Source organism: Allobosea sp. NPDC003192, from assembly GCF_050275675.1.
GTDB lineage: Bacteria > Pseudomonadota > Alphaproteobacteria > Rhizobiales > Beijerinckiaceae > Allobosea.
Genome location: NZ_JBNNPK010000001.1, coordinates 1 through 26905 on the forward strand (window position 1 = coordinate 1; position 26905 = coordinate 26905).

The 26905-nt window shown below is 66.5% G+C and carries 23 protein-coding genes; 14 read left to right on the top strand and 9 right to left on the bottom strand.

The window, feature by feature from the left end; genetic code table 11:
• The first annotated feature begins 85 nt into the window (after positions 1–85).
• The 4 genes from fabF (at position 86) to gmk (ending at position 4528) form a co-directional block, all read left to right on the top strand.
• Positions 86–1351, top strand: coding sequence for a beta-ketoacyl-ACP synthase II (gene fabF, locus ACQKLX_RS00005; protein ID WP_427358329.1), 1266 nt, complete (start codon positions 86–88; stop codon positions 1349–1351).
• Positions 1352–1485: 134 nt separating this feature from the next.
• The gene (mltG, locus tag ACQKLX_RS00010; RefSeq protein WP_427358330.1) at positions 1486–2892 is read left to right on the top strand and encodes an endolytic transglycosylase MltG; all 1407 of its coding nucleotides are present in this window, start codon (positions 1486–1488) and stop codon (positions 2890–2892) included.
• A 101-nt stretch (positions 2893–2993) separates the two neighbouring features.
• The gene (locus ACQKLX_RS00015; protein ID WP_427358332.1) at positions 2994–3875 is read left to right on the top strand and encodes a YicC/YloC family endoribonuclease; all 882 of its coding nucleotides are present in this window, start codon (positions 2994–2996) and stop codon (positions 3873–3875) included.
• Positions 3875–4528, top strand: a complete 654-nt coding sequence (gmk, locus tag ACQKLX_RS00020; protein ID WP_427358334.1) for a guanylate kinase — start codon at positions 3875–3877, stop codon at positions 4526–4528. The genes ACQKLX_RS00015 and gmk overlap by 1 nt, the downstream gene beginning before the upstream one ends.
• On the opposite strand, the gene rsmA is transcribed toward gmk, so the two are convergent.
• Genes rsmA through lptF form a run of 5 tightly spaced genes read right to left on the bottom strand, consistent with a single transcriptional unit; the run spans position 4529 to position 11255 of the window.
• Complete coding sequence (gene rsmA / locus ACQKLX_RS00025; protein WP_427358336.1) at positions 4529–5401, bottom strand: 16S rRNA (adenine(1518)-N(6)/adenine(1519)-N(6))-dimethyltransferase RsmA; 873 nt, start codon at positions 5399–5401, stop codon at positions 4529–4531.
• Complete coding sequence (pdxA, locus tag ACQKLX_RS00030; RefSeq protein WP_427358338.1) at positions 5383–6402, bottom strand: 4-hydroxythreonine-4-phosphate dehydrogenase PdxA; 1020 nt, start codon at positions 6400–6402, stop codon at positions 5383–5385. The genes rsmA and pdxA overlap by 19 nt, the downstream gene beginning before the upstream one ends.
• A gap of 6 nt (positions 6403–6408) precedes the next feature.
• Positions 6409–8943 carry an LPS-assembly protein LptD gene (locus tag ACQKLX_RS00035; RefSeq protein ID WP_427358340.1) on the bottom strand — a complete coding sequence of 845 codons (2535 nt, stop codon included), beginning with the start codon at positions 8941–8943 and terminating at the stop codon, positions 6409–6411.
• Between the two features lie 36 nt (positions 8944–8979).
• Positions 8980–10065 (bottom strand): LPS export ABC transporter permease LptG, encoded by a 1086-nt coding sequence (lptG, locus tag ACQKLX_RS00040; protein WP_427358342.1) that lies wholly within the window; start codon positions 10063–10065, stop codon positions 8980–8982.
• On the bottom strand, positions 10065–11255 hold the full coding sequence (lptF, locus tag ACQKLX_RS00045; protein ID WP_427358344.1) for an LPS export ABC transporter permease LptF: 1191 nt from the start codon (positions 11253–11255) through the stop codon (positions 10065–10067). Before lptF ends, lptG begins: the two co-directional genes overlap by 1 nt.
• 178 nt (positions 11256–11433) lie before the next feature.
• On the opposite strand from lptF, the gene ACQKLX_RS00050 reads away from it, so the two are divergent.
• The 4 genes from ACQKLX_RS00050 (at position 11434) to ACQKLX_RS00065 (ending at position 14433) form a co-directional block, all read left to right on the top strand.
• Positions 11434–12927 carry a leucyl aminopeptidase gene (locus ACQKLX_RS00050; RefSeq protein ID WP_427358346.1) on the top strand — a complete coding sequence of 498 codons (1494 nt, stop codon included), beginning with the start codon at positions 11434–11436 and terminating at the stop codon, positions 12925–12927.
• Between the two features lie 46 nt (positions 12928–12973).
• Positions 12974–13426, top strand: a complete 453-nt coding sequence (locus ACQKLX_RS00055; RefSeq protein ID WP_427358348.1) for a DNA polymerase III subunit chi — start codon at positions 12974–12976, stop codon at positions 13424–13426.
• Positions 13423–13833 carry a hypothetical protein gene (locus ACQKLX_RS00060; RefSeq protein WP_427358350.1) on the top strand — a complete coding sequence of 137 codons (411 nt, stop codon included), beginning with the start codon at positions 13423–13425 and terminating at the stop codon, positions 13831–13833. The genes ACQKLX_RS00055 and ACQKLX_RS00060 overlap by 4 nt, the downstream gene beginning before the upstream one ends.
• 177 nt (positions 13834–14010) lie before the next feature.
• Complete coding sequence (locus ACQKLX_RS00065; RefSeq protein WP_427358352.1) at positions 14011–14433, top strand: DUF2314 domain-containing protein; 423 nt, start codon at positions 14011–14013, stop codon at positions 14431–14433.
• Positions 14434–14436: 3 nt separating this feature from the next.
• On the opposite strand, the gene ACQKLX_RS00070 is transcribed toward ACQKLX_RS00065, so the two are convergent.
• Entirely contained in the window at positions 14437–16302 is a 1866-nt protein-coding gene (locus ACQKLX_RS00070) for an ABC-F family ATP-binding cassette domain-containing protein (RefSeq protein WP_427358354.1), read from the bottom strand.
• Positions 16303–16492: 190 nt separating this feature from the next.
• On the opposite strand from ACQKLX_RS00070, the gene ACQKLX_RS00075 reads away from it, so the two are divergent.
• From ACQKLX_RS00075 to ACQKLX_RS00100, 6 genes are all read left to right on the top strand, one after another.
• A complete protein-coding gene (locus tag ACQKLX_RS00075) occupies positions 16493–16624 on the top strand; it encodes a hypothetical protein (RefSeq protein ID WP_427358356.1) in 132 nt (43 codons plus the stop codon).
• A 92-nt stretch (positions 16625–16716) separates the two neighbouring features.
• Positions 16717–18855: a methyl-accepting chemotaxis protein gene (locus ACQKLX_RS00080; protein WP_427358357.1), complete on the top strand. Its 2139-nt coding sequence runs from the start codon at positions 16717–16719 to the stop codon at positions 18853–18855.
• A gap of 112 nt (positions 18856–18967) precedes the next feature.
• The gene (gene coaD, locus ACQKLX_RS00085; RefSeq protein ID WP_427358359.1) at positions 18968–19468 is read left to right on the top strand and encodes a pantetheine-phosphate adenylyltransferase; all 501 of its coding nucleotides are present in this window, start codon (positions 18968–18970) and stop codon (positions 19466–19468) included.
• Between the two features lie 140 nt (positions 19469–19608).
• Positions 19609–20952, top strand: a complete 1344-nt coding sequence (gene proS, locus ACQKLX_RS00090) for a proline--tRNA ligase (protein ID WP_427358361.1) — start codon at positions 19609–19611, stop codon at positions 20950–20952.
• 16 nt (positions 20953–20968) lie between these two features.
• Positions 20969–22267 carry a lipoprotein-releasing ABC transporter permease subunit gene (locus tag ACQKLX_RS00095; RefSeq protein ID WP_427358363.1) on the top strand — a complete coding sequence of 433 codons (1299 nt, stop codon included), beginning with the start codon at positions 20969–20971 and terminating at the stop codon, positions 22265–22267.
• 13 nt (positions 22268–22280) lie between these two features.
• The gene (locus ACQKLX_RS00100; protein ID WP_427358365.1) at positions 22281–22970 is read left to right on the top strand and encodes an ABC transporter ATP-binding protein; all 690 of its coding nucleotides are present in this window, start codon (positions 22281–22283) and stop codon (positions 22968–22970) included.
• A gap of 10 nt (positions 22971–22980) precedes the next feature.
• Here the strand turns inward: ACQKLX_RS00100 and tagH are convergent, their stop codons facing one another.
• The 3 genes from tagH to ACQKLX_RS00115 are packed head-to-tail and all read right to left on the bottom strand — an operon-like array spanning position 22981 to position 26865.
• Positions 22981–24366: a type VI secretion system-associated FHA domain protein TagH gene (gene tagH / locus ACQKLX_RS00105; RefSeq protein WP_427358367.1), complete on the bottom strand. Its 1386-nt coding sequence runs from the start codon at positions 24364–24366 to the stop codon at positions 22981–22983.
• Positions 24367–24426: 60 nt separating this feature from the next.
• Positions 24427–24984 (bottom strand): DUF6931 family protein, encoded by a 558-nt coding sequence (locus ACQKLX_RS00110; protein ID WP_427358369.1) that lies wholly within the window; start codon positions 24982–24984, stop codon positions 24427–24429.
• A 21-nt stretch (positions 24985–25005) separates the two neighbouring features.
• Positions 25006–26865 carry a type VI secretion system Vgr family protein gene (locus tag ACQKLX_RS00115; protein WP_427358371.1) on the bottom strand — a complete coding sequence of 620 codons (1860 nt, stop codon included), beginning with the start codon at positions 26863–26865 and terminating at the stop codon, positions 25006–25008.
• Between the last annotated feature and the right edge of the window lie 40 nt (positions 26866–26905).

Genomic DNA, 26905 nt, shown 5'->3' on the forward strand with positions numbered 1-26905 from the left:
CTCGATGATCGAGGCCGCGGCCGATCGCATTGCCGGCCATGCCCGCACCACGCCGGTGATGCGACTCCTGAATTGAGGAAGACCGATGCGACGTGTCGTCGTCACCGGACTGGGCATGGTGACTCCGCTCGGCTGCGGGGTCGAGCCGAGCTGGTCGCGTATTCTGGCTGGCGAAAGCGGCGCCGGCCCGATCACTACTTTCGACGTCTCCGATCTGCCGGCCCAGATCGCCTGCAGCATCCCGCGCGGCGACGGCTCCAACGGCACCTTCAATCCCGATGATTGGATGGAGCCGAAGGAGCAGCGCAAGGTCGACGATTTCATCATCTTCGCCATGGCCGCGGCGACGCAGGCGCTGCGCGATTCCGGCTGGAAGCCCGAGAGCTACGAGGACCAGATCGCGACCGGTGTCGCCATCGGTTCCGGCATCGGCGGGCTCGGCGGCATCTACGAGGCCTCGCTGCTCCTCAAGGAACGCGGACCGCGCCGGCTCTCGCCCTTCTTCATTCCTGGCCGTCTGAGCAATCTCGCCGCCGGCTATGTCTCCATCGAGCACGGGCTGAAAGGCCCGAACCACGCCGTCGTCACGGCCTGCTCGACCGGCGCCCACGCCATTGGCGACGCGGCCCGCATGGTCGCGCTCGGCGATGCCGAGGTCATGCTGGCGGGCGGTGCCGAATCGGCGATCAACCGCATCGGCATCGCTGGCTTCTGCGCCTGCCGCGCGCTCTCGACCGGTTTCAACGAGACGCCTGAAAAGGCCTCGCGCCCCTATGACAAGGATCGCGACGGCTTCGTCATGGGCGAGGGCGCCGGTGTCGTCGTGCTCGAGGAACTCGAGCACGCCAGGGCCCGCGGCGCGCGCATCTATGCCGAAGTCGTCGGCTACGGCATGTCGGGCGACGCCTATCACATCACTTCGCCCTCCGAGGATGGCGATGGCGCCTATCGCTGCATGCAGGCGGCGCTGAAGCGCGCTGGACTGCGCGCCTCGGATGTCGACTACATCAACGCGCACGGCACCTCGACGCAGGTCGGCGACGAGATCGAACTGCGCGCCGTCGAGCGCCTGCTCGCGAATGCGCCGAACCGACCGGCCATGTCCTCGACCAAGTCGGCGACCGGTCATCTGCTCGGCGCCGCCGGCGCGATCGAGGCGATCTTCTCGGTGCTGGCGATCCGCGACCAGATCGTGCCGCCGACGATCAATCTCGACAATCCCTCCGTCGAGACCGAGCTCGATCTCGTGCCGCACAAGGCCAAGAAGCGGAAGGTCGATATCGCGCTGTCGAATTCGTTCGGCTTCGGCGGTACGAACGCCTCGCTGGTGATGCGCCGCCTGGTCGACTGAGGACAAGCGCGCTTTCGCCACAATTTTCGCTAGCCTGTCGCCGCCGTCGTGCCAGTATGCGGCCGGCATTGCCATTGGATCGGGTCGGCGCCGGCATCGCCGGTCGCGATGTCAGGGAATCGAGCGAAAGAATCATGAGTCAGCCGCCTCGCGTCGCGCCCCGGAGTCCAAACGAGGCGTTGAAGCCTGTCGCGCCGCCGGCCCCGCCGCCGAAGGTGCGCAAGCGCCGGCGCTCGCCTTTCATCGCACTGCTCAGCGGGCTGTTTACGACTGCTCTCATCCTGGCCGGCGCGCTCGGCGGCGGCATCGCCTATCTTGATAGCCGCAGCAAGGCGCCGGGGCCGCTCGCGACCGATCGCGTCCTGATCATCCCGAAGGAGCACGGGGTGACGGAGATCGCCGACTTGCTGCAGCGCGAGGGGCTGATCGAGCACCCCTGGGCCTTCAAGGTCGCGGCCTACACCTCGGGCAAGGCGGCCAGCCTCAAGGCCGGCGAATACCTGTTCAAGGCACGCGCCAGCCAGAAGGACATTCTCGACGTCATCGCCGAGGGCAAGGCGGTCGAGCACTCGATCACCATCCCCGAGGGGCTGACCAGCGAGCAGATCATGGCTCGCCTGCAGCAGAACGATATGCTCTCCGGCGATGTCATCCAGGTGCCGCGCGAGGGCGCGATCCTGCCCGATACCTACAAGTTCCAGCGTGGCTCGACGCGCCAGGCCATCGTCGACCGGATGACGCGCGACCAGCGCCGTATCCTCAACGAGGTCTGGGCAAAGCGTCCGGCCGATCTGCCGATCAAGACGCCGGCGGAGTTGGTGATCCTCGCCTCGATCGTCGAGAAGGAAACCGGTCGCGCTGACGAGCGGCCGCGCGTCGCCGGCGTCTTCATCAACCGGCTGAACCGCAAGATGAAGCTGCAATCCGATCCGACGATCGTCTACGGCCTGGTCGGCGGCAAGGGCACGCTCGGCCGCGGCATCACGCGCCCCGAAATCACCCAGGCGACGCCCTACAACACCTATGTGATCGAGGGCCTGCCGCCGGGGCCGATCGCCAATCCGGGCCGCGCGGCGCTGGAGGCCGTGGTCAACCATTCGCGCACCAAGGATCTCTACTTCGTTGCAGACGGCAGCGGTGGCCATGCCTTCGCCGAGACCCTGGAGCAGCACAATCGCAACGTCGTCCGCTGGCGCCAGGTCGAGTCGGCCCGCCGCGAATCCGGCCGCCCTGCTCCTGATGGCGGTGTCGACCGCGCCGAGCCGCCTCCGGGACCGGATCAGCGCACCGAGGCGCCGGCTGGCTCCCGCCCTGAGAACCAGGCGGCGACGGCGCCTGACGGCGCCGAGCCAGAGACCTTCCCGGTTCCCGGCAATCGCCGTGCGGCCATCGGCCAGCCCGTCCAAACCGGCGCAGCGAGCGGTCCGGCCGGCACGCGGGCGCGCGCTTTCGACGCCTCGGAAGGCACGACGCGGGATCCGCTGCTCAACAAGACCTTCGATCTCAACAGTCCCAAGCAAGTGCCGCAGCTGAAGCCCTGACTTAGAGGCTGTCAGCGCCTGGCTTTCCACATCTGCCGCTTGTCGTCGCCGCTGGGCCTGAATAGGGTCCGCGCGCAACACGACAGGAAAGACGGCGGCTGATGGCAATCGAGAGCATGACGGGGTTCGCGCGGGTGGCCGGTACGTCCGGAGCGCACGCCTTTGCCTGGGAGGTCCGTAGCGTCAATGGCCGTGGCCTCGACGTCCGCGTCCGCGTCCCGACCGGCTTCGACAGCTTCTCGGAAGCGGGACGCAAGCAGTTCTCGGCTGCCTTCACCCGCGGCACCCTCCATGTCAGCCTCGCCATCACCAGCGAAGCGTCCGCTCCGCGCCCACGCATCAACCAGGAGGCGCTCGCCGCCCTGATAGAGGCCGCGAGCCAGGTGAAGCTGCCGGCCGGGATCGCTCCGGCGACGCTCGATGGCCTGCTGGCGATCCGCGGCGTGGTCGAAGTCTCCGAGGAGAGCGGCGATGCCTTGTCCGAGCTCGAAAAGCCGGTGCTCGCGGCACTCACCGAGACGATCAGCGCCTTGAAACAGGCGCGGCTCGCCGAGGGGCGGGCGCTCGAGGCGATCATCAACGGCCATCTCGACACCATTGCCCGCCTGACGCTCGAGGCCGAAGCCCATCCCGGCCGCAGCGTCGACGCCATTCGCGCCCGCCTTGCCGGGCAGGTCAATGCTCTGCTGGAGGCGAGCACCGCGCTCGAGCCGCAGCGCCTGCACCAGGAGGCTGCGCTGCTCGCTGTGAAGGCCGATATCCGCGAGGAGATCGACCGGTTGCATGCCCATGTCGCGGCGCTGCGTGAGCTGCTCGCCCAGGGCGGCCCGATCGGCCGCAAGCTCGACTTCCTGGCGCAGGAATTCGGCCGTGAGGCCTCGACGCTCTGCGCCAAGGCGGGCGATCCCGGCCTGTCGCGCATCGGGCTGGATCTGCGCACGACCGTCGACCAGCTGCGCGAGCAGGTCCAGAACGTGGAGTGATGGGGATGGCCGATCTCATCCGCCCGGCCCGTCGCGGCCTCATGCTGATCCTCTCCTCGCCCTCCGGTGCCGGCAAGTCGACGCTGACGCGGACGCTGTCGCAGAAGGAGACCAATCTCGATCTTTCGATCTCGGTGACGACGCGCGAGCGGCGTCCCTCCGAGATCGACGGCGTGCATTACCGCTTCATCGGGCGCCAGGACTTCGACCTGCTGCGCGAGCGCGACGATCTGCTGGAATCCGCCGAGGTCCACGGCAATGGCTACGGCACGCCGCGCCGGCCGGTCGAGGACGCGCTGAAGGCGGGGCGCGACGTTCTGTTCGACATCGATTACCAGGGCACGCAGCAGATCCTGGAGAAGGCGCGCGAGGACGTCGTTGCGATCTTCATCCTCCCGCCGTCGATGGCGGAGCTGCGCTCGCGCCTTGTCAGAAGGGCGGAGGATGCGCCGGAGGTGATCGCTCGCCGGCTCGCCAATGCCCGCGACGAGATCGCGCGCTGGAACGTCTACGACTACGTCATCATCAACGATGATCTCGGCGCCGCCTACGAGTCGGTCCGCTCGATCCTGGCGGCCGAGCGGCTCAAGCGCAGCCGCGCCACCGGCATGCCGGCCTTCGTCGAGACCCTGCTGGGCGAGCCGGTCGGCTGATCAGGCTGGCTGCGCGAGGGCGTTGGCGAGCGCGACGAAACCGCTGACCGGGACTTCCTCGGCCCGCATGGTCGGCGACAATCCTGCCGCCTCGATCATCGCCGCCGGCTCGGCGAGCACGGCTTTCAGACTCTGGCGCAGCATCTTGCGGCGCTGGCCGAAGGCGGCGAGCGTCACTCGTTCGAGCAGCCGGCGGTCACAGGGCTCCGGCCGCTGGCGCGGCACGAGCTGGACGATCGAGGAGGTGATCTTCGGCTGCGGCACGAAGGCGGTCTTCGGCACATCGAACAGGATCTTCGTCTCGCAGCGCCAGTTGGCGAGCACGGCAAGCCGGCCATAGGCAGCGCGCTGCTCCGGCGTCGCGACGATGCGCTCGGCAACCTCGCGCTGGAACATCAGCGTCAGCGAGGTCCACCAGGGCGGCCAGGGCTCGGCGCTGAGCCAACCCACGAGCAGCGGAGTGCCGATGTTATAGGGCAGGTTGGCGACGATCCTTGCCGGATTGCCGCCAAGCAAGCTGGAAAGATCGACCGCGAGCGCGTCGCCGTCGACGACTTCGAGCCGGCCCGGATAGTGGGCGGCGATCTCGCCCAGCGCCGGCATGCAGCGCCGATCGCGCTCGATGGCGATGACGCGGCCGGCGCCGTTCGCCAGCAGGGCGCGGGTGAGCCCGCCCGGACCGGGGCCGATCTCGACGACGGTCTGGCCTTCGAGCGGCCCGGCGGCCCGGGCGATCCGGCCGGTCAGGTTGAGATCGAACAGGAAGTTCTGGCCGAGCGCCTTCTGCGCCATCAGCCCGTGGCGCTCCACCACCTCGCGCAAGGGCGGCAACCCGTCCTGTGCGGTTGCGCTGCTCACGCCGGCTCTCCGCATTCGGCGGCCGCCATCCGGGCCGCAAGCCGCAAGGCCGCGCACAGGCTGTCCGGCCGGGCGATGCCCTTGCCGGCGATGTCGAAGGCGGTGCCGTGATCCGGAGAGGTCCGGATGAAGGGCAGGCCGAGCGTGACGTTGACGCCGTCGTCGAAGGCGATCGTCTTGATCGGGATCAGCGCCTGATCGTGATACATGCCAAGGGCGACATCGTAGCCGGCGCGGGCCCGCGCATGAAACAATGTATCGGCTGGATAGGGACCGCTCGCCTCGATTCCGAGCGCCCGCAACTGCGCGATCGCCGGTGCGATCACCGCGTCATCCTCCTTGCCGAGTGCCCCGCCTTCGCCGGCATGCGGGTTGAGGCCGCACAGCGCCAGCCGGGGACGCGCGACGCCGAAGCGGCGCTGCAGGTCCGCGGCCGCGATCCGGCCGGTCTCCACGATCAGCTCGGTCGTCAGTTGCGCCGGGACGGCCTCCAGCGGGATGTGGATCGTCACCGGAATGACGGCGAGCTCTTCCGACCAGATCATCATCACCGGCCGCGGCGTCGCCGCGCGCCCGCGGCCCGCCAGCTCGGCCAGGAACTCGGTATGGCCCGGGTGCCGGAAGCCGGCGGCATAGAGCACGCTCTTGGCGATTGGATTGGTCACGAGCGCGGCGGCTAGCCCCGCCTGGACGGCTTCGACCCCTCGCTCGATGGCTTCGATCACACCGGCTGCGTTGGCGGGATCGGGAACGCCGGGTTGCGCTGACGAGCCGTTGTCGAGCTCGATCACCGGCAGGGCGGTGGCGAAGCAGGCTTCGGCATCATCCCAACCGACGCTGCGTAGCCGAACCGGCGGCCCGATACGCTCCGCCAGCCCGCAGAGATGCGCGATATCGCCGAGATAGACGAAGGGAGGGATGGCTCGCTCCTCGCGCTGCCGCCAGGCGGCGAGCGCGAGCTCGGGTCCGATCCCGGCCGGATCGCCTTGTGTCAGGGCGAGCAAACGCTGAGACAAGTGCCCTCAGCGGCTGGAGGAGACGCCGTCGCCAGCACTGCTCGAGCCGAGATTCTGCGAATAGCTGATCTCGCCCAGCGTACGCAGTTCGAGGCGGAGCATGACTGTCCGGGTGTCCTTGGTCGAGCCCGCCTGCCGGTCGGCATAGGACTGCGAATAGGACACGTCGAAGATCGTGCACTCATCCTGATAACGCAGGCCCACTGAGGTCGACGCCGTCTGGAACGGGCCAGTGTTCGGATAGGACGGGATCGCATTGCCGGCCGGATTCGCGGTGTAGAGCGCCAGTGCGTCGCGATAGCGCTCACGATCGTATTTGTACTTGTCGAGATCGAACAGCACGCTGCCGCGCACGCTCCAGTACTGAGCGAAGGTGAAGGACTGGCTGATGCTCAGGCCTTCCCGGCGCCGGGGAATGCCCAGTTCCGGCTGCGGCTCGTAGCGGCTGTAACCGATCGACGTCGACAGGAACTTGTAGCCGAAGACGGCGGAGGCATCGATGCGCTGAGCCTCGAACGTCGTCTCGTTGAAGCGCCCGCCGGCCTGGAGCAGCAGGCCCTTGAACGGCTGGAACTGCGCCTTGGCGATATAGTCGGAACGGCGGGTGTCCAGGCCCGAATTGAGGCCGGTATTGGCGAGGTCGCCGGTGGCGTAGGAGTTGCGGCCGCCGAGATGGTAGGACTGGCCGACCAGGAGGTTGGCGTAGGATTCCTTGCCGAACGTGCCGCTGTAGCGCAACCCGACATTGGCCCGGCTGCCGCCCTCGACACGGTCGAAACCAGAGAACTTGTTCAACTCGAACAGATTGGTGTCGTCGAAGACGAGGCTCTGCGAATCCTCGTTGGCGACCCGCAGGCTGCTGGTCTCGTTCGGCCGCGCGATAACCTGCGCGACGGGTTCGACGATATGTGTTCCCCACGAGGTCGAGGCGACGAAGGGGAAACGGTACATCAGGCCGGCTGCCGGCATCGCACGGCCGAACACCTCGTCCGAGGGGTCCGCGATCGTGGCGACGTGGGCATTGGCATACTTGGTCGTGTTCGGGTTGATCGAGAACACATCGGCCCGGACCGACGCAAAGGGGGTCCAGACCTGGCCGATCGGGTCGATAAAGTTGCGCCGCCAGTCTACCTCGGCAGTGGCGCGCGCGATCGAGCCGGCCATGCCCGTCACCAGGCACTGTCCCTTCTGATAGACCGCGCAGCCGTCGAACAGCGAATAGTTCGGTGTCGTGATCAGATAGGTCTTCTGAGCCGGCAGCTCCTTGAAGGATGCCGCCTCGCGCGTCAGATGGGTGAGGTTGACGGTGAACGACAGCTCGCCGCCGATCATCGACGGCTTGTGGATCCGCTTGTTGTAGTCGACGACCGGCGCGACGATCGGCTGCTGCTTCTGCCAGTCGTAATAGGTCAGGGGCTGGAAATAGTAGCCGCGCATGTCGAACCAGGCATCCGCGCTCTGGCCGTTGAGCGAGACGGTCGAGGTCGATTCCTGCAGATAGGTCGAGGCGGTGAGGCTCTCGCTGCGGATCCGGTAGTTCTTGAAGAAGAACCTGTCGGTCGCGGCTGCGACGTCCCAGCTGAAGTTCCAGCGCGGGTTGATGTACACCTTGCCGGAGCTCTCGACCGAGCCGCGGAACTCGTCGTCGCCAGCGCCGAACGGGCTCGTCAGGAACGCCTTCCTGTCCTGCTGGAAGATGCCGGCGGCGCGGATGTTGTACGAGCCGTTGACGAAGCGATGGCGCCACTCGACCTGGCCGAGCAGGCCCTGGCGCGAGAGGTATGTCGGCGTCACCGTCAGATCGTAGTTCGGCGCGAGATTGATGAAGTAGGGTAGGCCGACGCCGTAGCCGAGCGCCGACGTGTTGATGAACTGCGGAGCCAGGAAACCGGTCTTGCGCTTAACGGTCGCGTCCGGCCCCGACATGAACGGGATATAGGCGATCGGAACGCCGGCGAATTCCAGCCGAGCATCCTCGTAATAGATCATCTGCTCGGCTTTTTTGTGAATGATCCGGGCAGCGCGCACCTGCCAGAAGGGCGGGCGTTCGGGTTGATCGACGCAAGGCTCGCAGGCGGTGTAGATGCCCTTGTCGAAGACGAAGACCTCGCCGTCTGTGCGCTCGGCGCGGGGCGCCGAGAAGCGGGTCTTGTCGGTGTTCACGACGCGCAGCGAATCGATGAAGCCGTCGCGGAAGTCGTCGGTCAGGTTGAAGCGGTCGCCGGTGATCACCGTGCCGTTGGATTCGGTGATGCGCGCATTGCCGGTCGCAACGACGCGCTTGCTCTGGCGATCGTAAACGACACGGTCGGCCTCGATCGTGCGGCCTTGATAGAGAATCTGGACATCACCGACCGCCGAGACGGTGTTGTTGTCCTTGTCATAGACGAGCTCGCGCGCGTCCACGACCATGCGCTCCTGCGGCTTGGCCGCTGGAGCTTGGGCATAGGCAAGGCTCGTCCAGCCGAGGACCGGGGCGAGCGTCGTCGCCAGCGCGGTCGCTGCTGCAAGGCGCGTGATGCGTCTTACGCCGGAAGCCATGAACTCAATCCAAAATTAACCATAGCCACCGTATTCTCAGCCATCTTCCTGATGGAGGAGCGCAAGCGCGCCGAGCAGCGTGCCCACGATCGCGGGCAGCCAAGCGGCCACCGAGGCGTTGACGATCCCCGATGAGCCCAGCTCCTCAGATAACTGTGTCGCAACATAGAGCACGAACCCGGCCGCGACGCCACCTACCACCAACTTGGTCACACCACCAAACCGGAAAAATCTTAAGGAAACGGATGCCGCCACCAGGATCATTGCGATGAGCAGCAACGGCCGCGCCTTGAGAGCTTCGTAGCGCAGCTCATAGCGTGTCGTGTCGAGCCCTGCCTTCTGGGTCCGATCGAGCACGGCGGGCATCGACCAGAACCCGACCGAGTCGGGTGGAGTGAAACTTTGTCGCACCTGGTCGGGCTCCAGCGTCGTCGCGACCAGGTATGTCGAGTAGCTCTGTGGCTCTTCCGTGGCCGAGGTGACACGCGCCTCCGACAATTCCCAATAGCCGCGATACAGCACCGCCTGCTTCGCCTCGATGCGCTCGCTGAAACCGCCATCGGGCGAGAAGGTGAAGAAGGCTACCTGGGTGAGCCCGACGCCGTCCTGCAGCGCCGCCGCTGCCCGAATGATCGCCTGGCCATCGACGCTGCGCTGGCGAATCCAGATCTCCTTGCCGACGACCTGGCCGGTCCTGACGAAGAGAGAGGCTTCGAGCGCGGTGGCGCGCTGCTTCAACTCGGCGGCGATCGGATTGTAGATGCCGATCGAGACGAGCCCGACCATTCCGGCGACCAGGGCCGCAGGCTGCAGGAATTGCCAGGCGGAGATGCCAACCGAACGGGCGACGACCAGCTCGAGCTTCCGGCTCAGATTGAGCAGGGCGAACATGCCGCCGAACAGCACCGCGAACGGAAAGATCTGCTCGGCGACGGAGGGGGCGCGGTAGAGCGCGAGCTGGATGATGCTCGGCGTGGTCGCGGTCGGCGAGTCGCCGGCGCGCCGCATCAACTCGACGAAGTCGAGCGTCGCGATCAGGAAGAAGAAGGTGCCGAACACGCTGAGGATCGCGCGCAGGAAGCGCTGCGTCAGATAGCGGCCGAAGGTTGTGAAGAGCAGCATCAGGCCCGCCGAAATCGAGCTGTCAGCGCGACGAACGGCGCGATCAATGGCTCAGTCAGCCTGTCGATGAGGACCCGGGTGCGTGAGCCGAAGCCGATTGCGAGGGCCGAGAGCAGGATCGTTCCGAGCGGCAGGATGTAGAGCAGGGCAGCCGCGAGGGGCGAGCGCACGCTGGCGGTCCAGGCGGCATAGGCGCCGATCCGGATGGCGCCGACGAGGAAGATGGCGATCTGGATCGCGGCGGCGCGGCCCTGGCGGGTGGTGCGTGCCTCGCCGAGGATGGCGAACGCGACCAACATGAAGGCGATCGGATAGAGCGGCGCCGAGAGCCGGTTGTGCAGCTCGGCCCGGAAGCGTCCTTCCTGGATCTTGTAATAGGGCTCGTCCTTGTTCTGCGTTAGCAATGCCCAGGTCGTGCGCTCGCGCGGCTTGTAGATCACCTTGTCGCCATCCCCGCCGCCGGCGCCGTCGGATTCGCCCGTCAATGCGGACAGGTTGAGCGCATAGCGCTCGAACGAGATGATCGAGCTGGAGTTCTGGTTGCGGCTCTCGCGCTGGATCGTGCCCTTTTCCAGCATCAGGAAGCTGTTGCCGTCGGCCTCTGCCGACTGGCCGCGCTCGGCGATGTAGACGGCAGGCTGGTTTGGATCACGGCGGTCCTGCATGAAGATGCCGAGCAGGGCCTGTCCCTGCTTTTCGCGATAGTGGAAGGTGACGCCGGAATCGAGCGAGACGAACTGGCCTTCCTTGACCACGTTGGCGACGAAGTCGGCGCGGATCAGCGTGATCAGGTCGCGCAGCGAGCGGAAGCCGGCTGGCATCACCGAAAGCGCCATCCAGCCGACCAGAGCGGAGGTTATCAGCGTCAGCGCGATGAAGGGGCGTGTCAGTCGGCGTGGCGCGACGCCGGCCGCGTTCATCACGATCAGCTCGGAATCGCTGTTGAGCTTATTGAGTGTGTAGAGCGTCGCCATGAACAGCGCGACCGGCGCGATGCCAGCGATCAGCGCCGGCAGCGAAAGCAGGGTCACGGTGAAGAAGATCAGGACCGTCTGGCCCTTGCCGGTGATCAGGTCGACCTCGCGCAGCGCCTGCGTCACCCAGATCACGCTGGTCAGCCCGACGAGCAGAATCACCGCCGCGCCGGCGGCGATCTTCAGGATGTAGCGGTCGAGAAGTCCGAAACGCACGAAGGTGATGATCCCGGGGGCTGCTAGCCTTGAAGAAGGCGCTCCCCTTGGACGGCTCGCCTCGAACTCCCTATGGTATAGCTTCGATCATGGCGCAAACGGGAATCGTTTGTGGCCTTTGCGAGCCCCGATCCGGATCAGCTCTTCCCAGCTCTGTCCCGCAACCCGTGAGCCTTCGATGTCGCAGCGCCTGAAGCTTGAGGTCAAAGCCCTGAACGCCATTGCCGGGGAGGATCTCGTCATTCTCGTCTCGGACAGGCTGGCGCCGCCGAAGGCTGCCGAGGACTGGATCGGGTCCGGCGCCCATGCCCTGATCGCGCGTGCGGCCGCCGCCGACCGCTTCAAGGGCAAGGCGCTCTCCGGGCTCGCGCTGCTCGCGCCGGATGGAGACGGCTACGAGCGCCTGATCCTGGTCGGCGTCGGGCCGGAATCCGAGCGTGGCAAGCTCGATTTCGCCGCGCTCGGCGGCGCCATTGCCGGCCGGCTCGGCCATGGGCGCAGCGCGGACATCGTCGCGGCGATGCCCGAAGGCGAGCTCTCCGCCGACGAGATCGCCGAGATCGGGCTCGGCCTGCGGCTGAGGAGTTATGTCTTCGATCGCTACAAGACCAAGAGCCGCGACAAGGACCAGGCCGAGCCGAAGACCGTGACGCTGCGCGTGGCTGATCCAGCCGCGGTCAAGAAGGCGCTGAAAGCGCGCGAAGCCATTGCCGGCGGCGTCGAGTTCGCTCGCGATCTCGTGAACGAGCCGCCGAACGTGCTCTTCCCCGAAGAGTTCGCCGAACGCGCCGGCAAGCTCGAGAAGCTCGGTGTCGAGGTCGAGATTCTCGACGAGAAGGAATTGAAGAAGATCGGCATGCGAGCGCTGCTCGGCGTCGGCCAGGGCTCGCATCGCGAGAGCCGCGTCGTGGTGATGCGCTGGAACGGCGGGGCCAAGGGCGACAAGCCGGTCGCCTTCGTCGGCAAGGGCGTGACCTTCGACACCGGTGGCATCTCGATCAAGCCGGCGGGCGGCATGGAGGACATGAAGGGCGACATGGCCGGCGCCGCCTGCGTCACCGGGTTGATGCAGGCGCTGGCCGCCCGCAAGGCCAAGGTCAACGCCGTCGGCGTGATCGGCCTGGTCGAGAACATGCCGGACGGCAAGGCCCAGCGGCCGGGCGACATCGTCACCTCGCTCTCCGGCCAGACCATCGAGATCATCAACACCGATGCGGAAGGCCGGCTCGTCCTCGCCGACGTGCTCTGGTACACGCAGGAGCGCTTCAAGCCAGTCTTCATGGTCAATCTGGCGACGCTGACCGGTGCGATCCTGGTCGCGCTGGCGCAGGAGAATGCCGGGCTCTTCTCGAACAGCGATGAGCTATCGGAGCGGCTCACGGCGGCCGGCAAGGCGACCGGCGAGACCGTCTGGCGCATGCCGCTGTCGCCTGCTTACGACAAGATGATCGATTCCAAGTTCGCCGACATGAAGAACTCGGCTGGCCGTCATGGCGGTTCGATCACGGCGGCGCAGTTCCTACAGCGCCATGTCAACGACACGCCCTGGGCCCATCTCGACATCGCCGGCACCGGCATGGGCTCGCCGAACAGCGAGACCAACCGCTCATGGGGCTCGGGTTGGGGCGTGCGCCTGCTCGACCGGCTGGTGGCGGACCACTACGAAGACTAATTCGGTCTATCAGCAGAATCTCGCAAAGAACTGATCGAACTGGGTTATGGCCGAAGTCCTGTTCTACCATCTCCAGGCGCGACCGCTCGAGCAGGTGATTCCGACCTTGCTTGAGCGGTCGCTCGCCCGCGGCTGGAAGGCGGTGGTCGAACTGTCGAGCCGCGAGCGTCTCGCCGCGCTCGACGACCGGCTCTGGACCTATGTGGATGAATCCTTCCTGCCGCATGCGACGGCGGCCGAGCCGGATGCCGCTGCGAACCCGATCGTGCTCACCACCGCCTCCGACAACCCGAACGGTGCGCAGGTCCGTTTCTGCGTCGATGGCGTCCGTATTCCCGACGCATTGGACGCTTACGAGCGCGTCATCCTGATGTTCGACGGCGACGATCCCGATGCGCTCGCCTCGGCCCGTGAAGACTGGAAAAAGCTGCGGACGCTCGGTGTTGCCGCCACCTATTGGCAGCAGGACGAGACCGGCCGCTGGGAGAAGAAAGCGTGAAAGTTCCTGTTGCCCTGGCCTTGGCGGCTGCGCTCGCCGGCTGCTCCGTCGACATGGGCGGATTTTCCTTCGTGTCCAATGAGCGCGGCACCCGTACCAGCAGCGCCTCGGCCCGTGTCTCGACGCAAGAGGCGATGCTGACGCCGGAAGGCGAGTGCAGCGCCGATGTCTCGCTCGATCCCTCGACCCGGCCGCTCCCGAAGGAGATTGCCGTCGGCATTACCGAATGCGAGCTCGTCCGCCTCAAGGGCAAGCGACCGACAGACGTGCTGATCGGCGACAATGGCAAGGGGCAGCGCGAAGTGCAGGTGCTCTATTCCGAGCCGGGCAATCGCGAGATTTACATGTTCACTGACAACCGCCTGGGCCGGATCGTCAAGCCGGGCCAGCCCGAGCAGCAGGGCTGACGCCTGCCGATCGGCCGAGGATTCCGTCTCTGACGTGGCCAAGGAAACCGTTCGATCACTTGGCTCGTTTGTGAGTCGATCGGAACGGCCGAAGGCGCAGAGCGGAGTGTCGAGATGCAGGTTCAGTGGCAAAGACAGGCGGCACTCGGCGGCCTGGGACTTTTTGGCATTGCGCTTATGGCGGCATCGCCTGTCGCAGCGCAGGTGGTCGATTTCCGCTCCTCCGACCGCGAGATGAATCGTGCGATCGCCGAGGCACGCCGGACGCTGCCGGATTTCGTCGCGCTCTATCGCGCCGGCAAGGGCGAACGCCATGCCGTGAAGGTTGCGATCCCCTATGATCGCGGGCGCGAGCACGTCTGGATGAACCTGACCGCCATCGAAGGCGACGTCTTCGTCGGCCAGATCGCGAACGTTCCCGTCCATCTCGAGAAGCTGAGCCGGGGAGACAGCTATCGCGCCGCCAGCGCGATGGTCAGCGACTGGAACTACATGTCGGACGGCCAGATGCATGGCAGCTACACCACCCGCGTCGCGATCAAGAAGCTCACCCCGACACAGGTCAGGGAACTCGGCCTCAAGCTCGCGCCATTGCCCTGAGCCTCAGGCGCTCTCCAGCTCCTCGCTCAACATCAGCCATTCCTCTTCGGCTGCGGCCAGCGCCTCGGTCAATTCGCCGCGCTGGCGCGAGAGCTGCAGCGCCTTCTCCGGCTCGCGCGCGAAGGCGCCGTTGGCGAGCGCGCCGTCGACCTTCTCGATCAGCCCGGTCAGCTTGGCGATGCGTGCTTCGGCGAGGTTGAGCTTCTGCCGGAGTGGCCCCTGCGACTGGCGTTTGGCCGCCGCGCCCTTGCGCTCGTCGGCTTTACTTGCGCCATCAGCCTCCGCCTTGCTGCGTTGCGCCGGCTTGTCGCGGCCCAGCACGAAGTCGCGATAATCGTCCATGTCGCCGTCGAAGCTCTTCACCGTGCCGTCCCCGACCAGCCAGAGCCGGTCGGCGCAGGCCTCGATCAGGAAGCGATCGTGGCTGACCAGGATGACGGCGCCGGGATAGTCGTTGATCGCCTTGACCAGTGCGGTGCGGCTGTCGATGTCGAGATGGTTGGTCGGCTCGTCGAGGATGAGAAGATGCGGGCCGCCGAAGGTGGCGATGCCGAGCATCAGGCGCGCCTTCTCGCCGCCGGAGAGGTTCTTGACCGGCGTGTCGGCCTTGTTGGCGGGAAAGCCGACCTGCGCGGTGCGGGCCCGCACGCGTGCTTCCGGAGCATCCGGCATCAGCTCGCGGATATGGCCGACGGGAGTATCCTCCATCCGCAATTCGTCGAGCTGGTGCTGGGCGAAATAGGCGGTCTCCAGCTTGGAGGAGCGCCGCATCTCGCCCGAGAGCGGCGCGAGCCGCCCGCCGATCAGCTTGCAGAAGGTCGACTTGCCGTTGCCGTTCGAGCCGAGCAGGGCGATGCGATCATCCGGAGCCAGCGAGAGGTTGAGCCGCTGCAGCACCTTGCGCTCGCCATAGCCGGCGCTGGCGCTTTCCAGTATGATCATCGGCGGCGAGAGCGGCCGCTCAGGCGCCGGGAAATTGAACGGCTGGACGTCGCGATCCTCGATGATCGCGATCTCCTGCATTTTCTCCAGCCGCTTGACGCGCGACTGCGCCTGCCGCGCCTTGGTGGCCTTGGCCTTGAAGCGGTCGACGAAGGATTGCAGGTGCTTGCGCTCGGCATCCTGCTTCTCGCGCGCCTTGGCGAGATGGGCCTGCTTTTCGGCCCTGAGCTTCTCGAAAGCACTGTAGCCGCCGCGATAGATCGTCAGCTTGCCCTGGTCGAGATGCAGGATGTGGTCGACGCAGGTGTCGAGCAATTCGCGGTCGTGGCTGACCACCAGAACCGTGTGCGGATAGCGCTCGAGATAGTCGTAGAGCCAGAGCGTGCCTTCGAGGTCGAGATAGTTGGTCGGCTCGTCGAGCAGCAGCAGGTCAGGCTCGGAGAACAGCACCGCGGCGAGGGCGACGCGCATGCGCCAGCCGCCGGAAAAGTCGGAGCAGGGGCGCTGCTGCGCCTCCTCGTCGAAGCCGAGCCCGTACAGCACGGTCGCGGCCCGCGCCGGAGCGGAATGGGCGCCGATGTCGGCGAGCCTGGTCTCGATCTCGGCGATCCGCATCGGATCGGTCGCGCTCTGCGCTTCCCTCATCAGCGCCGCACGCTCGGTGTCGGCGGCGAGCACGACTTCGATCAGCGTTTCGGGTCCACCCGGAGCCTCCTGCGCCACCCCGCCGATGCGCATGCCCTTGGGCAGGGCGACATTACCGCCCTCGGGCGACAGATCGCCGGTGATGATGCGGAACAGCGTCGTCTTTCCGGTACCGTTGCGACCGACGAGGCCGACGCGCGAGCCTGTCGGCAGGAAAGCGCTGGCCTTGTCCAGCAGGAGGCGTTCGCCGAGGCGGTAGGTGATGTCGTTGAGGGTCAGCATGGCGAGCGGGGTTTAGCCTGCTTTGGACCCGCCTGGAAACGGTGGGGTGGCAGGAAATCTGCCGGCGGGTATGCGTGGGCCCGGCTGCCCTTGGGGCATGGCCATGGTTTCTCCATGTTTCCGCCACGGCATGGCCGGGCGGCCCCGGCATGCAAGGGCAGGGTAACGCACTGATTCGCAAAGAGCATCCATGGAATTAGGCCCGCTGGTCCGGCGTCCGCGCCGGGTATCTCTCGCAGCCGCGCTCGTCGCGCTGCTCGCTGTGGTCCTCGGCAGCGCCGCCGCGCTCGCTGCTTTCGCGCCGTTGCCCGGCGCGATCTGAGGTGGTTGCGGCGCGTTCCGCGCTTCAAGCAACGTTAACCGCGCTCGTGTTGGCTGTTTCGACCCAGTCGACGTCGGGCGGAGACCTGATTCGTGTTCAGCCTCAGGATCAGGCTTCCGGTCGCCATGCTGGCGTTGGCGCTGCTGGCTGCGCTGGCGGTGGGCTCGGCGGCTTATCTTGCCGTGTCGAGCTGGGCACAAGGCGCGGTGCGCGAGCGCATGCATGCCCTGGCCGAAAGCCATGTCCGCGCCATCGAACGGCGCTGGTCGCAGCTGCGCGCCGAACTCGCCGTCCAGGCCCGCAGCGCCTTCACCGTCTCGGCGCTCGACGAGATCGGCAAATGGTTGGAGCTCGGCCAGCACGATTACCGGAGCATTCTCGGCCATTACCAGGGCGATGGCTCGTTGCCTTTGGCCGACCGCATCGCCCGCACCGGCCGCGAGCACCAGCATGGCTACTCCTGGCGGCATGTGCCGATCCACGAGACGTATTCGGCGGCGCTGAAACAGTTCAATTACGCCGACATCTACCTGGTCTCGCGCAAGGGCAGGGTGGTCTACAGCGTCACCAAAGGTCCCGAGTTCGGCCGCCTGCTGAACGACGAGGATCTCGCCGGCACCGGGCTCGCCAGATCCGTAGAACTGGCGCGAGGCAAGGCCGCCGGCGAGCAGGTGGTACTCGACTTCGCTCCTTATGATCCGGCCGGCGGCGATCCGCGCGCTTTCCTGGCGGCGCCCTTCTACGATGCCGAGGCAGGCGGGGGCGAGCAGGTCGGGACGATCGTCATCGCCGTCGATACCCGTCTGATCGACGATGTGCTTGCGTTCAACCCGGTCGGTTCCAGCGCCGAGCGGATCTTTGTCATTGGCTCCGACGGGTTCATGCGCTCGAATCCTGCGGCTCGGCGCAACGAGGCCTCGCCGCGCGAGACGCTCGACCGTAATCGGCTGGCGGCGCAGCCGGAGAAAACGCTCATCCGCATGACCAGCCAGGACGGCCAGCCGCTCGTCGCGAGCGGCGAGGAGGTCGTGATCGGCGATTGGCGCTGGCTGCTCTGGCTGACCGCACCGGAGGAGAGCGCCTTCGCCGTGGTCGGCACGATCCGCAGCGCCGTCGTTTCCGCGGGCCTGCTGGTGCTGTTGCCGCTGTTCGGCATCGCGATCCTGCTCGGCTGGTCGGTGGCGCGCCCGATCGCGCGGCTCTCGGACAGGCTTGCGGGCGTCGCCGCGGGGCGGACCGAGGAGGAAATTCCCGGTGCCCGGCGTCGCGACGAGATCGGCGGCATCGCCAAGTCGATCGAACTGATCCGGGAAACTCTGCGTGGCGAAGCAAGGCGGCGGGAAGCCGAGCAGGACACGCGCCGAGCCGAGGCCGAGCAGCATCAACGCGCCCTGCTGAACGAACTGGCGGGCGAGCTGGAGGATTCGGTGCGGACCGTTTCGGCCTCGGTCTCGGTTTCCGCGGAAACCCTGGGTACGACGGCGCATCAACTGGCGGAGGGCGCGCAGGAGACCCAGGCCGGCGCCGCCGATACCGATAGTGCGACCGGCAATGCGATCCGCAGCGTGCAGTCGATCGAGCGCGCGGCGCAGGACCTGCTCGGCGCTGTCGATGCCCTCGCGATCGAAGTGCGCACTTCGGATGCGACCGCGGGCCAGGCGCGCGAGCATGCGGATTCGGTGAGCGGGATCGTCGACGGCCTCTCCAACGGCGCGGCGCGCGTCTCCGAGGTGGTCGGGCTGATCTCCGCGATCGCCGGCCAGACCAATCTGCTCGCGCTCAACGCCACTATCGAGGCGGCCCGCGCCGGCGAAGCGGGCAAGGGCTTTGCAGTCGTCGCCAGCGAGGTGAAGTCGCTGGCGACGCAGACCGCCAATGCAACGCAAGACATTGCGCGCCAGATCGAGGCGATGAACCAGGCCACCGCGGCAACCGTAGAGGGCATCGCCGGCATCCGCGCGCTGGTCCAGGAGCTTAACGAGGCGACGCGCCGCACCAGCCAGACCATGCAGCGCCAGCATGAGGCGGCTCACGCCATCGCCGCCGATGTCCTCGCTGCGACGCAGGAAATCGTCCTGATCGGCCAAGCCACCAGCCAGGTCGCACTCGCTTCGCGCAACACCGCCGGCGCCTCGGACGCAGTGCTGAAGGCGGCGGGCGAATTGACCGAGCTGGCCCAGGCGCTGAATGCGCGCGTCGATCACGTCATCGGCGAATTGCGCGTCGCATAGAGCCGGGCTCTAAACTTCGAAGCGAGAGCCGGATCGGACCCGGCTGAAACAGCCTGGTCCGATCCGGCTCTACGGCTTGTCGCCGGAGCCCGTGTTGGCTAACGCTCTGAGCATGAGCCATACCGCTTTCTATGCCGGGTCGTTCGACCCCGTCACCAACGGCCATCTCGACATGATCGAGGCCGCCTGCCGGCTGGTCGACAAGCTGGTCCTCGCCATCGGTGTCCATCCCGGCAAGACGCCGATCTTCACCGCCGAGGAGCGGGCCGAGCTGTTGCGCGCCGTTGCAGGTCCCGTAGCAGCCGAGTTCAAGACCGAGCTCGAGGTCACGACCTTCGCCGACCTGACCATCGACGCCGCGAAGCGTTCCGGCGCCACAATCCTGGTGCGCGGCCTGCGCGACGGCACCGATCTCGACCTCGAAATGCAGCTCGCCGGCATGAATCACACCATGGCGCCCGACCTGCAGACCGTGCTGCTGCCCTCGACGCCGCAGGCGCGGCACATCACCGCGACTCTGGTACGCCAGATCGCCTCGATGGGTGGCGACGTCTCCGCCTTTGTTCCGCCCATTGTCAGCGACAGGCTCAAGGCGAAGTTCGCCAAGCGCTGACGCGTTCGCAAACGCCATCGATGTGCATTTGCCTGACGGCGATCTGCATTAGCGTTTGCAATTTGCAAACGCCGATGGTGTCTCTGGACTAATCTGAATCGGTGCGCGGTCTCGGCGCATCGCCCTCCAACGAGTGTTCCATGCGCCTGTCCCGCTATTTCCTGCCGATCCTGCGCGATACGCCCAAGGAAGCGGAGATCGTCTCGCACCGGCTGATGCTGCGCGCCGGTATGATCCGCCAGCAATCCGCCGGCATCTATTCCTGGCTGCCGCTCGGTCTCAGGGTCCTCAACAAGATCAGCGCCGTCGTCCGCGAGGAGCAGAACCGCTCGGGCGCGATCGAGATCCTGATGCCGACCATCCAGTCGGCCGATCTCTGGCGCGAGAGCGGGCGCTACGACGCCTATGGCAAGGAGATGCTGCGGATCAAGGATCGCCACGACCGCGACATGCTCTACGGCCCGACCAATGAGGAGATGGTCACCGAGATCGTCCGCTCCTACGTCAAGTCTTACAAGGACCTGCCGCTCAACCTCTACCACATCCAGTGGAAGTTCCGGGACGAGGTCCGGCCGCGCTTCGGCGTGATGCGTGGCCGCGAGTTCCTGATGAAGGACGCCTATTCCTTCGATCTCGACAAGGAATCGGCGCGTCACGCTTACAACCGCATGTTCGCCGCCTATCTGCGCACCTTCACCCGGCTCGGTCTGAAGGCGATTCCGATGCGGGCCGACACGGGCCCGATCGGCGGAGACCTCAGCCATGAATTCATCGTGCTCGCCTCGACCGGCGAGAGCGAGGTCTTCTGCCACAGCGACTACCTGACCTTCGACACGCCGGCCGCGGACACCGATTTCGACAGCGTCTCCGGCCTGCAGGGCATCTTCGACAAGTGGACGAGCCTCTACGCCGCCACCGAGGAGATGCATGACAAAGCCGCCTTCGAGGCGATCCCGGAGGACAAGCGCGTCTCGGCGCGTGGCATCGAAGTCGGTCATATCTTCTATTTCGGCACCAAGTACTCCGAGCCGATGGGTGCGAGCGTCACCGGCCCGGACGGCCAGCAGGTTTTGCTGCATGGCGGTTCCTACGGTATCGGCCCGAGCCGTCTCGTCGCCGCGCTGATCGAGGCCGGTCATGACGAGGGAGGTATCGTCTGGCCCGAGGAGATCGCGCCCTTCGACATCGCCGTGCTCAACCTCAAGACCGGCGACGCCGCGACCGACGGCGCCTGCGAGCAGCTCTACAGGGGCCTCGCCGCCAAGGGCTACGACATGGTCTATGATGACCGCGACGAACGCCCGGGTGGCAAGTTCGCCACCGCCGATCTGATCGGTATCCCCTGGCAGATCATCGTCGGCCCGAAGGGGCTGGCCGAGGGCAAGGTCGAGCTCAAGCGCCGCGCGGGCGGCGAGCGCGAGCTGGTCTCGCTCGAGGCGGCGCTGGCGCGCTTCCCGGGCAAAGGCACGGAGACGAGGGCGTGAGCGGAGGAGGGCGGTCATGAGCGCCGTCGCCGAGGCTCCGGCCGCCGAGAGCGTGCCGACCGGCACGAAGGCCTTCGCCGGCTTCGAGTGGCTGCTCGCCGGCCGCTATCTGCGCACGCGCCGGCGCGAGGGCTTCGTCTCGGTCATCGCCGGGTTCTCTTTCCTCGGCATCCTGCTCGGCGTCGCCACGCTGATCATCGTGATGTCGGTGATGAACGGCTTCCGCAAGGAGCTGCTGGAGAAGATCGTCGGCGTCAACGGCCATATCTTCGCGACGCCGATCGACCGGCCGCTCGACGATTACGAGCAGGTCGCAGCGAGGCTGCGCCAGGTGCAGGGCATCAAGCTGGCGATCCCGCTGGTCGAAGGACAGGCGCTCGCCTCCTCGCAGGTCGGCAATGGCGGCGTGCTGGTGCGCGGCATCTCGGAAGAGGACATCAAGTCGATCCCCTTCATCGCGAATAATGTCCGGCAGGGCACGCTCGATGGCTTTGCCACCGCCAATGGCGTTGCGATCGGCCGCCGGCTCGCAGGCTCGCTCGGCCTCCAGGTCGGCGACACCATCACTATCGTCACCCCGCGCGGCGCTTCGACGCCCTTCGGCACAGCGCCGCGGATCAAGGCCTATCCGGTCACGGCGATCTTCGAGATCGGCATGTCGGAATTCGACGCCTCCTTCGTCTTCATGCCGCTTGGCGAGGCCCAGGCTTATTTCAATCGCGATGGCGACGTGAACGTCATCGAGATCTTCATCAACGACCCAGACCAGACGCAGGCCGTGCGCGACCGGATCGAGCAGGACGCGCCGCGACCGCTCGTGCTCTCCGACTGGCGCCAGCGCAACCGCACCTTCTTCAATGCGCTCGAGGTCGAGCGCAATGTGATGTTCATCATCCTGACCCTGATCGTGCTGGTCGCGACGCTGAACATCGTCTCCGGCCTGATCATGCTGGTGAAGGACAAGACCGAGGACATCGCGATCATGCGCACCATGGGCGCCTCTCGCGGCACGGTGCTGCGGGTGTTCCTGATCACGGGGGCAGCGATCGGCGTGTTCGGCACCATCGCCGGCTTCCTTCTCGGCGTCGTCTTCGCCAAGAACATCCAGACCATCAACAAGGGGCTGAGCAAGCTGCTCGGTGTAAATCCCTGGGATCCGACCGTGCGCTTTCTCAGCGACATTCCCTCGGTGATCGACTGGCGCGAAGTCGCCGCCGTGGTGGTGATGACGCTGATCCTTTCGCTGCTGGCGACGCTCTATCCGGCCTGGAAAGCGGCGCGGCTCGACCCCGTCAAAGCCCTGCGGATGGGTTGAGGAACGCAGGCTGATGGCAACCGAGACCCCGGCGCTCTTCCTCTCGCAGATCGAGCGCTACTATCCGCAGTCCGACGGCCCGCTCGAGGTGCTGCGCAAGGCCGATTTCGCGATCTGGCCGGGCGAACTCGTCGCGCTGGTCGCGCCGAGCGGCACCGGCAAGTCGACCCTGCTGCATGTCGCCGGCCTGCTCGAAAGCCCCGATGGCGGCGAGGTCTTCATCGGCGGCGTGCCGACATCGCAGCTCGACGACAAGGGCCTGACCCGGCTGCGGCGCACGGAGATCGGCTTCGTTTACCAGTTCCACCATCTCCTGCCGGAATTCACGGCGCTGGAGAATGTCGTGCTGCCGCAGCGCATTCGCGGGCTCGGCAAGGTCGAGGCGGAATCGCGCGCGACCGAGCTCCTGAGCTTCCTCGGTCTCGGCGAGCGGCTCGACCATCTGCCGGGTGAATTGTCGGGCGGTGAGCAGCAGCGCGTCGCCATCGGCCGTGCCGTCGCCAATGCGCCGCGCGTGCTGCTGGCCGACGAGCCGACGGGCAACCTCGACCCGCACACCTCGTTGCACGTCTTCAACACGCTGGTGGCGCTGGCGCGCGCCTCGGGACTGGCGGCGCTCATCGCGACCCACAACCTCGATCTCGCGGCCCGCATGGACCGCCAGGTCACGATCCGCGACGGGATGGTGGTGCCGCTGGCCTGAGCTTTTCGGCTCAGCGACCGCCGCGATCGTAGCACTCGGCGAAATAGAGCATGAAGGCGTCGACCAGCCCGTCTTCGTAAGGAGCGGTCTTCGCTTCCCAGCGCGCCACATAGGCGTCCCAGAGCTTGCCCTTGCGCGATGAGAGCAGGCCATCGAGGCCGCGCCCGGCGTCGAGGCCTTCGGCGACCGCCTGCGGATCGAGGTCCTCGACCAGCATGCGCAGCGCGTGCTGCATCGCCGAGTATGTCTTGATCTGGTGGATCTTGAGATCCTTGAAGCTCTCCTCGAACGCCTTCTGAGCGTTGAGATAGCCGCTGGTCGGCCGGCCGAAGATCAGCTTGAGCGCGTCCTCGATCGTCGGCGAGAACTTCAGCGGATTGTTGTCCTGCGCCTGGATCATCGTCTGGTTGGAGCTGCGCGCGATGCGCTTGCTCTCGGCGCGAGCTGCCAGCAGCGCCTTCAGCTCGATGGCGATCAGCCGCATCAGCGCGCCGGTCTGCTCGGCGAAGGCGCCAGGATCCTGCCAGGACAGTTCCTCGACCGGCAGGCCGGCGCCGCGCGCGAAGCGGGCGATGAACTCGCCGGGCGAGATCGACGGGCCGCTGGTCGGAAAGCCCATTGGCGGCGGAGGTGGTGGCGCGGAAGCCGCGGGCCGCGGCGGCGGCTCGTAGGGAGCGTCGAAGCTGGGGCGTGCCGGCGGCTCGGCCGGCGCTTCGTCCCACGGGGTGCCGGCGGATGCTGCCGAGGGCGGACGGCGCGGCGTCGGGATCGGCGCGATCGGCTCGGGTTCCGGTGTTGGCGGCGCCTGGTAGGGCGCCCAGGCCAGATCGTCCTGACGTGGCGCGGGCGCCGGCGTGGCCGGCGGCGGCGCGGGATAGGCCTGCGCCGGCTCCGACGGCGTCGGGATGTCGGCCGCCCAGTCGATGAAGGGCGCGTGCACCGGCTGGTATCTCTGCGGCGGGATCAGGTCGCGGCGGGCGATCGGCGGCGCTTCGTCGCCATTCGACTCCCACAGCGATTCGCCGGGCGGCGGCGGCATGGGGGCACGCTCCAGTGGGCCGGGCGCTCCGCGCTCCGCCTCGTCGATCGCGACTGCGATGATGTATTGGCCGATTTCGAGCCGGTCGCCGTGCTGCAGCCGATAGGGTGACTGCACCCGGTAGGCCCCGCCATTGACGAAGGTGCCGTTGGTCGAGATGTCGCGCAGCCAATAGGCGTTGTCGCTGAAGCGAATCTCGCAATGCCGGCCGGAGATGGCGCGGCTGGGATCGGGCAGGCACCAGTCGAGATGCTGGTCACGGCCAATGTCGAGCCCGCGCCCGCCGCTCAGCGTCACGCTGAGCGGGCCGCCATCGGGCAGCGAGGCCTGATTCTCGATCGTCAGCGTCAGCGCCATGTCGGGCCGCCCGCCTTGCCGCCATCGAGCACCGGCCGCCGCATCGGCGCCGGGGCCATGCTACGCTCTCGTCCTGCCGCTATCGTCATCGATCAGACGAATGCACGCTTCGACGCAGTTTCGCAATGCGGCATCGCGCTCGCGCTCGGGAACGCGCCCGAGCGCGACCTGTACGGCAGCCGCCGCGATCTTGGCGGTTAGGTCGGGCGGGCAGGGTATCGGGTGGCTCGCCAGCATGCTGCCGCCCGAATAGCCCGCCGCCCGGGCGATCCAGGTGCCGGGCTCCTCGCTGTCGCCGGCATCGGCCGCGGCAAGGGCGGCCCAGCGCAGGTCGTCGCTGGGGTCGCGCACCCAGGCCTCCGCGGCTTGCAGGCCGGGATCGGGTGCCGCGTTCGGCGAGCGCATTCGCTGTATCGTCTGTATCGCCCACCAGACCGCCTCGCGGCGCGGCAGGATGAAGGCGCAGAAACCGATCGCCTCCTTCGGCTGGGAGCCCTTGGCGAGGCGGGCCAGGAAGCTCAGGGTTGGTTCAGTCGACGGGGGCGTGCCGACGAACTCCCCGACAGCTGGAAAAGCGTCGAAAACCTCGCGGGCCGTGCTGAAGCGGAGCCGGGTCATGTCGTGCTCGGTCGATCCTGCTCAGTTGATCTTGACGAAGCCGCCGGTGATGGTGGTCGTGGCGCTGCCTTTGACCGCGGTCGTGACGCCGTCGACCGTGATATTGGTCGATTTGATGGTGATGCTCATCGGCGTCATCGTGATCTCGCTGCCGCCGCAGACAAATTTGATCTCCATCGCGGCCTCGACATAGAGCTTGCCCTGCTTGACGTGCAGCTTGTCGCTGCCGCTCAGGATCTGCGTCGTGCGGGCGAAGTCGGTCGGGCCGCCCTCGAATTTCTCGCCGACGTCGCGGGTCTCGCTGTTGAAGACCTCGGTCTTGTGGTCTCGCTCCGCCTGCATGGAGAAGACCTCCTTGCCGGCGAGATCTTCGAACTTGATCTCGTTGAACTTGCCCGATTTGCCGCCGCCATCGGTCGATTCCGACTTCAGGCCCGACTGGGTCTTGTTCGCCGGCAGGTCGTAGGGCGGCATGTGCTGGTCGTTGACCACCGCGCCTGTGATGATCGGCCGGTCCGGGTCGCCTCCGATATAGGAGACGACGACCTCCTGGCCGATGCGCGGGATGATCTGGCCGCCCCAGTTCTTGCCGGACCAGGGCTGTGCGACGCGCACGCGGCAGGACGTCGTATCCTTCTCGCGGTCCCAATGGAAGCGCAGCCAGACGCGGCCGTATTTGTCGACGTCGATGTCGCCTTCCTCGCCCTTGTTCTTCTCACCGACCACCTTGGCGGTGTCGGGGCCGATGTGGAGCGGCGAGGGCGTCACCAGCGGGGCGCGGAAGCGCTTGGTCGCCTTCTGCAGTTCGTAGGAGCCGTGATAGATCGCCTGGTCGGTGCGCTTCGACGAGCGATAGCTCTGGACCCCATAGCTATGCGTCGCCCGGACCACGAGGAATTCCGCGTCCTCCGAGCCGACCGGATGATCGGTCAGCGTCATCAGGGTGCCGGGGTTGAGGCTTGGCGCTTCGCCGACAGCGAGCCGCCGCTCGTCCTGCGCCTGTTCGGCCTGCACCTGGATGCGTGCGAGCTTCTCGCCCTTGCCGCGATCGAGGTAGGCGCCGGGATAATCGAAAGCCTCGTACGACTTGGTGCGGGGGAAGCCATCCTCGGCACGCGCCGTCAGGTCCGAGGTGGATTTCTCGAAATCGTAGTCTTTGATCTCGATCTTGCCGGTCCGCAGCCGCCGCTGCGCCGTCCATTGCGTCAGATGCTCGATATGGCGCCGCTGGGCTCCGTCCGTCGGCATGAACGGATAGGCGCTGCCGGCTCCGGCAAAGGTCGGCTCGGCCGCGGGCGTGACCGCGTCATGCGAGCTGCGGGCATCCGACAGGACCAGCTTGTGATCACCCTCGGTATGCTTGAAGTAGTAGTAGATGCCATACTTCTCCATCAGGCGCAGGACGAAGTCGAGGTCGCTCTCGCGGTACTGCACGCAATAGTCGATCTCCGGAGGTGCCTCGCTGACGCGGTCCTCGAAGCTCGCCTTGTCCTCTTTCCCGAAGATCGTCTTGATGATGTCGAGCGCGGTCTTGTTCTTGAAGATGCGGCAATCCGACCGTTGCGAGAGCAGCCAGAGCCAGGGGCGCAGCACGAAACGGTAATGGTCGATGTCCTTGTCTCGGCCGAGCCATTGCGCCTCGACCAGGACGCCGTTGAAGATCCGATCTTCACCGTTCTTCAGCGTCATCTTGATGTGGCACTTCTCGCCGATCAAGTCTTGAAGATTGTCGCCGCGAGATGTGCTGACAGCTTCGATCTGATACACGAATAATTCGCTGAGAGCTTCTCGTGCCTCAAACTTTAAAAGCGAAAAGACATCTTGCCCTGCCGGTGTCGTAAAGGAGGCAAGTCTTTTCGATTGTCCAAGGGCGGCGGCCATTAACCAAACCTCGTGGCTTGCGATAAGAGACGACTATTGA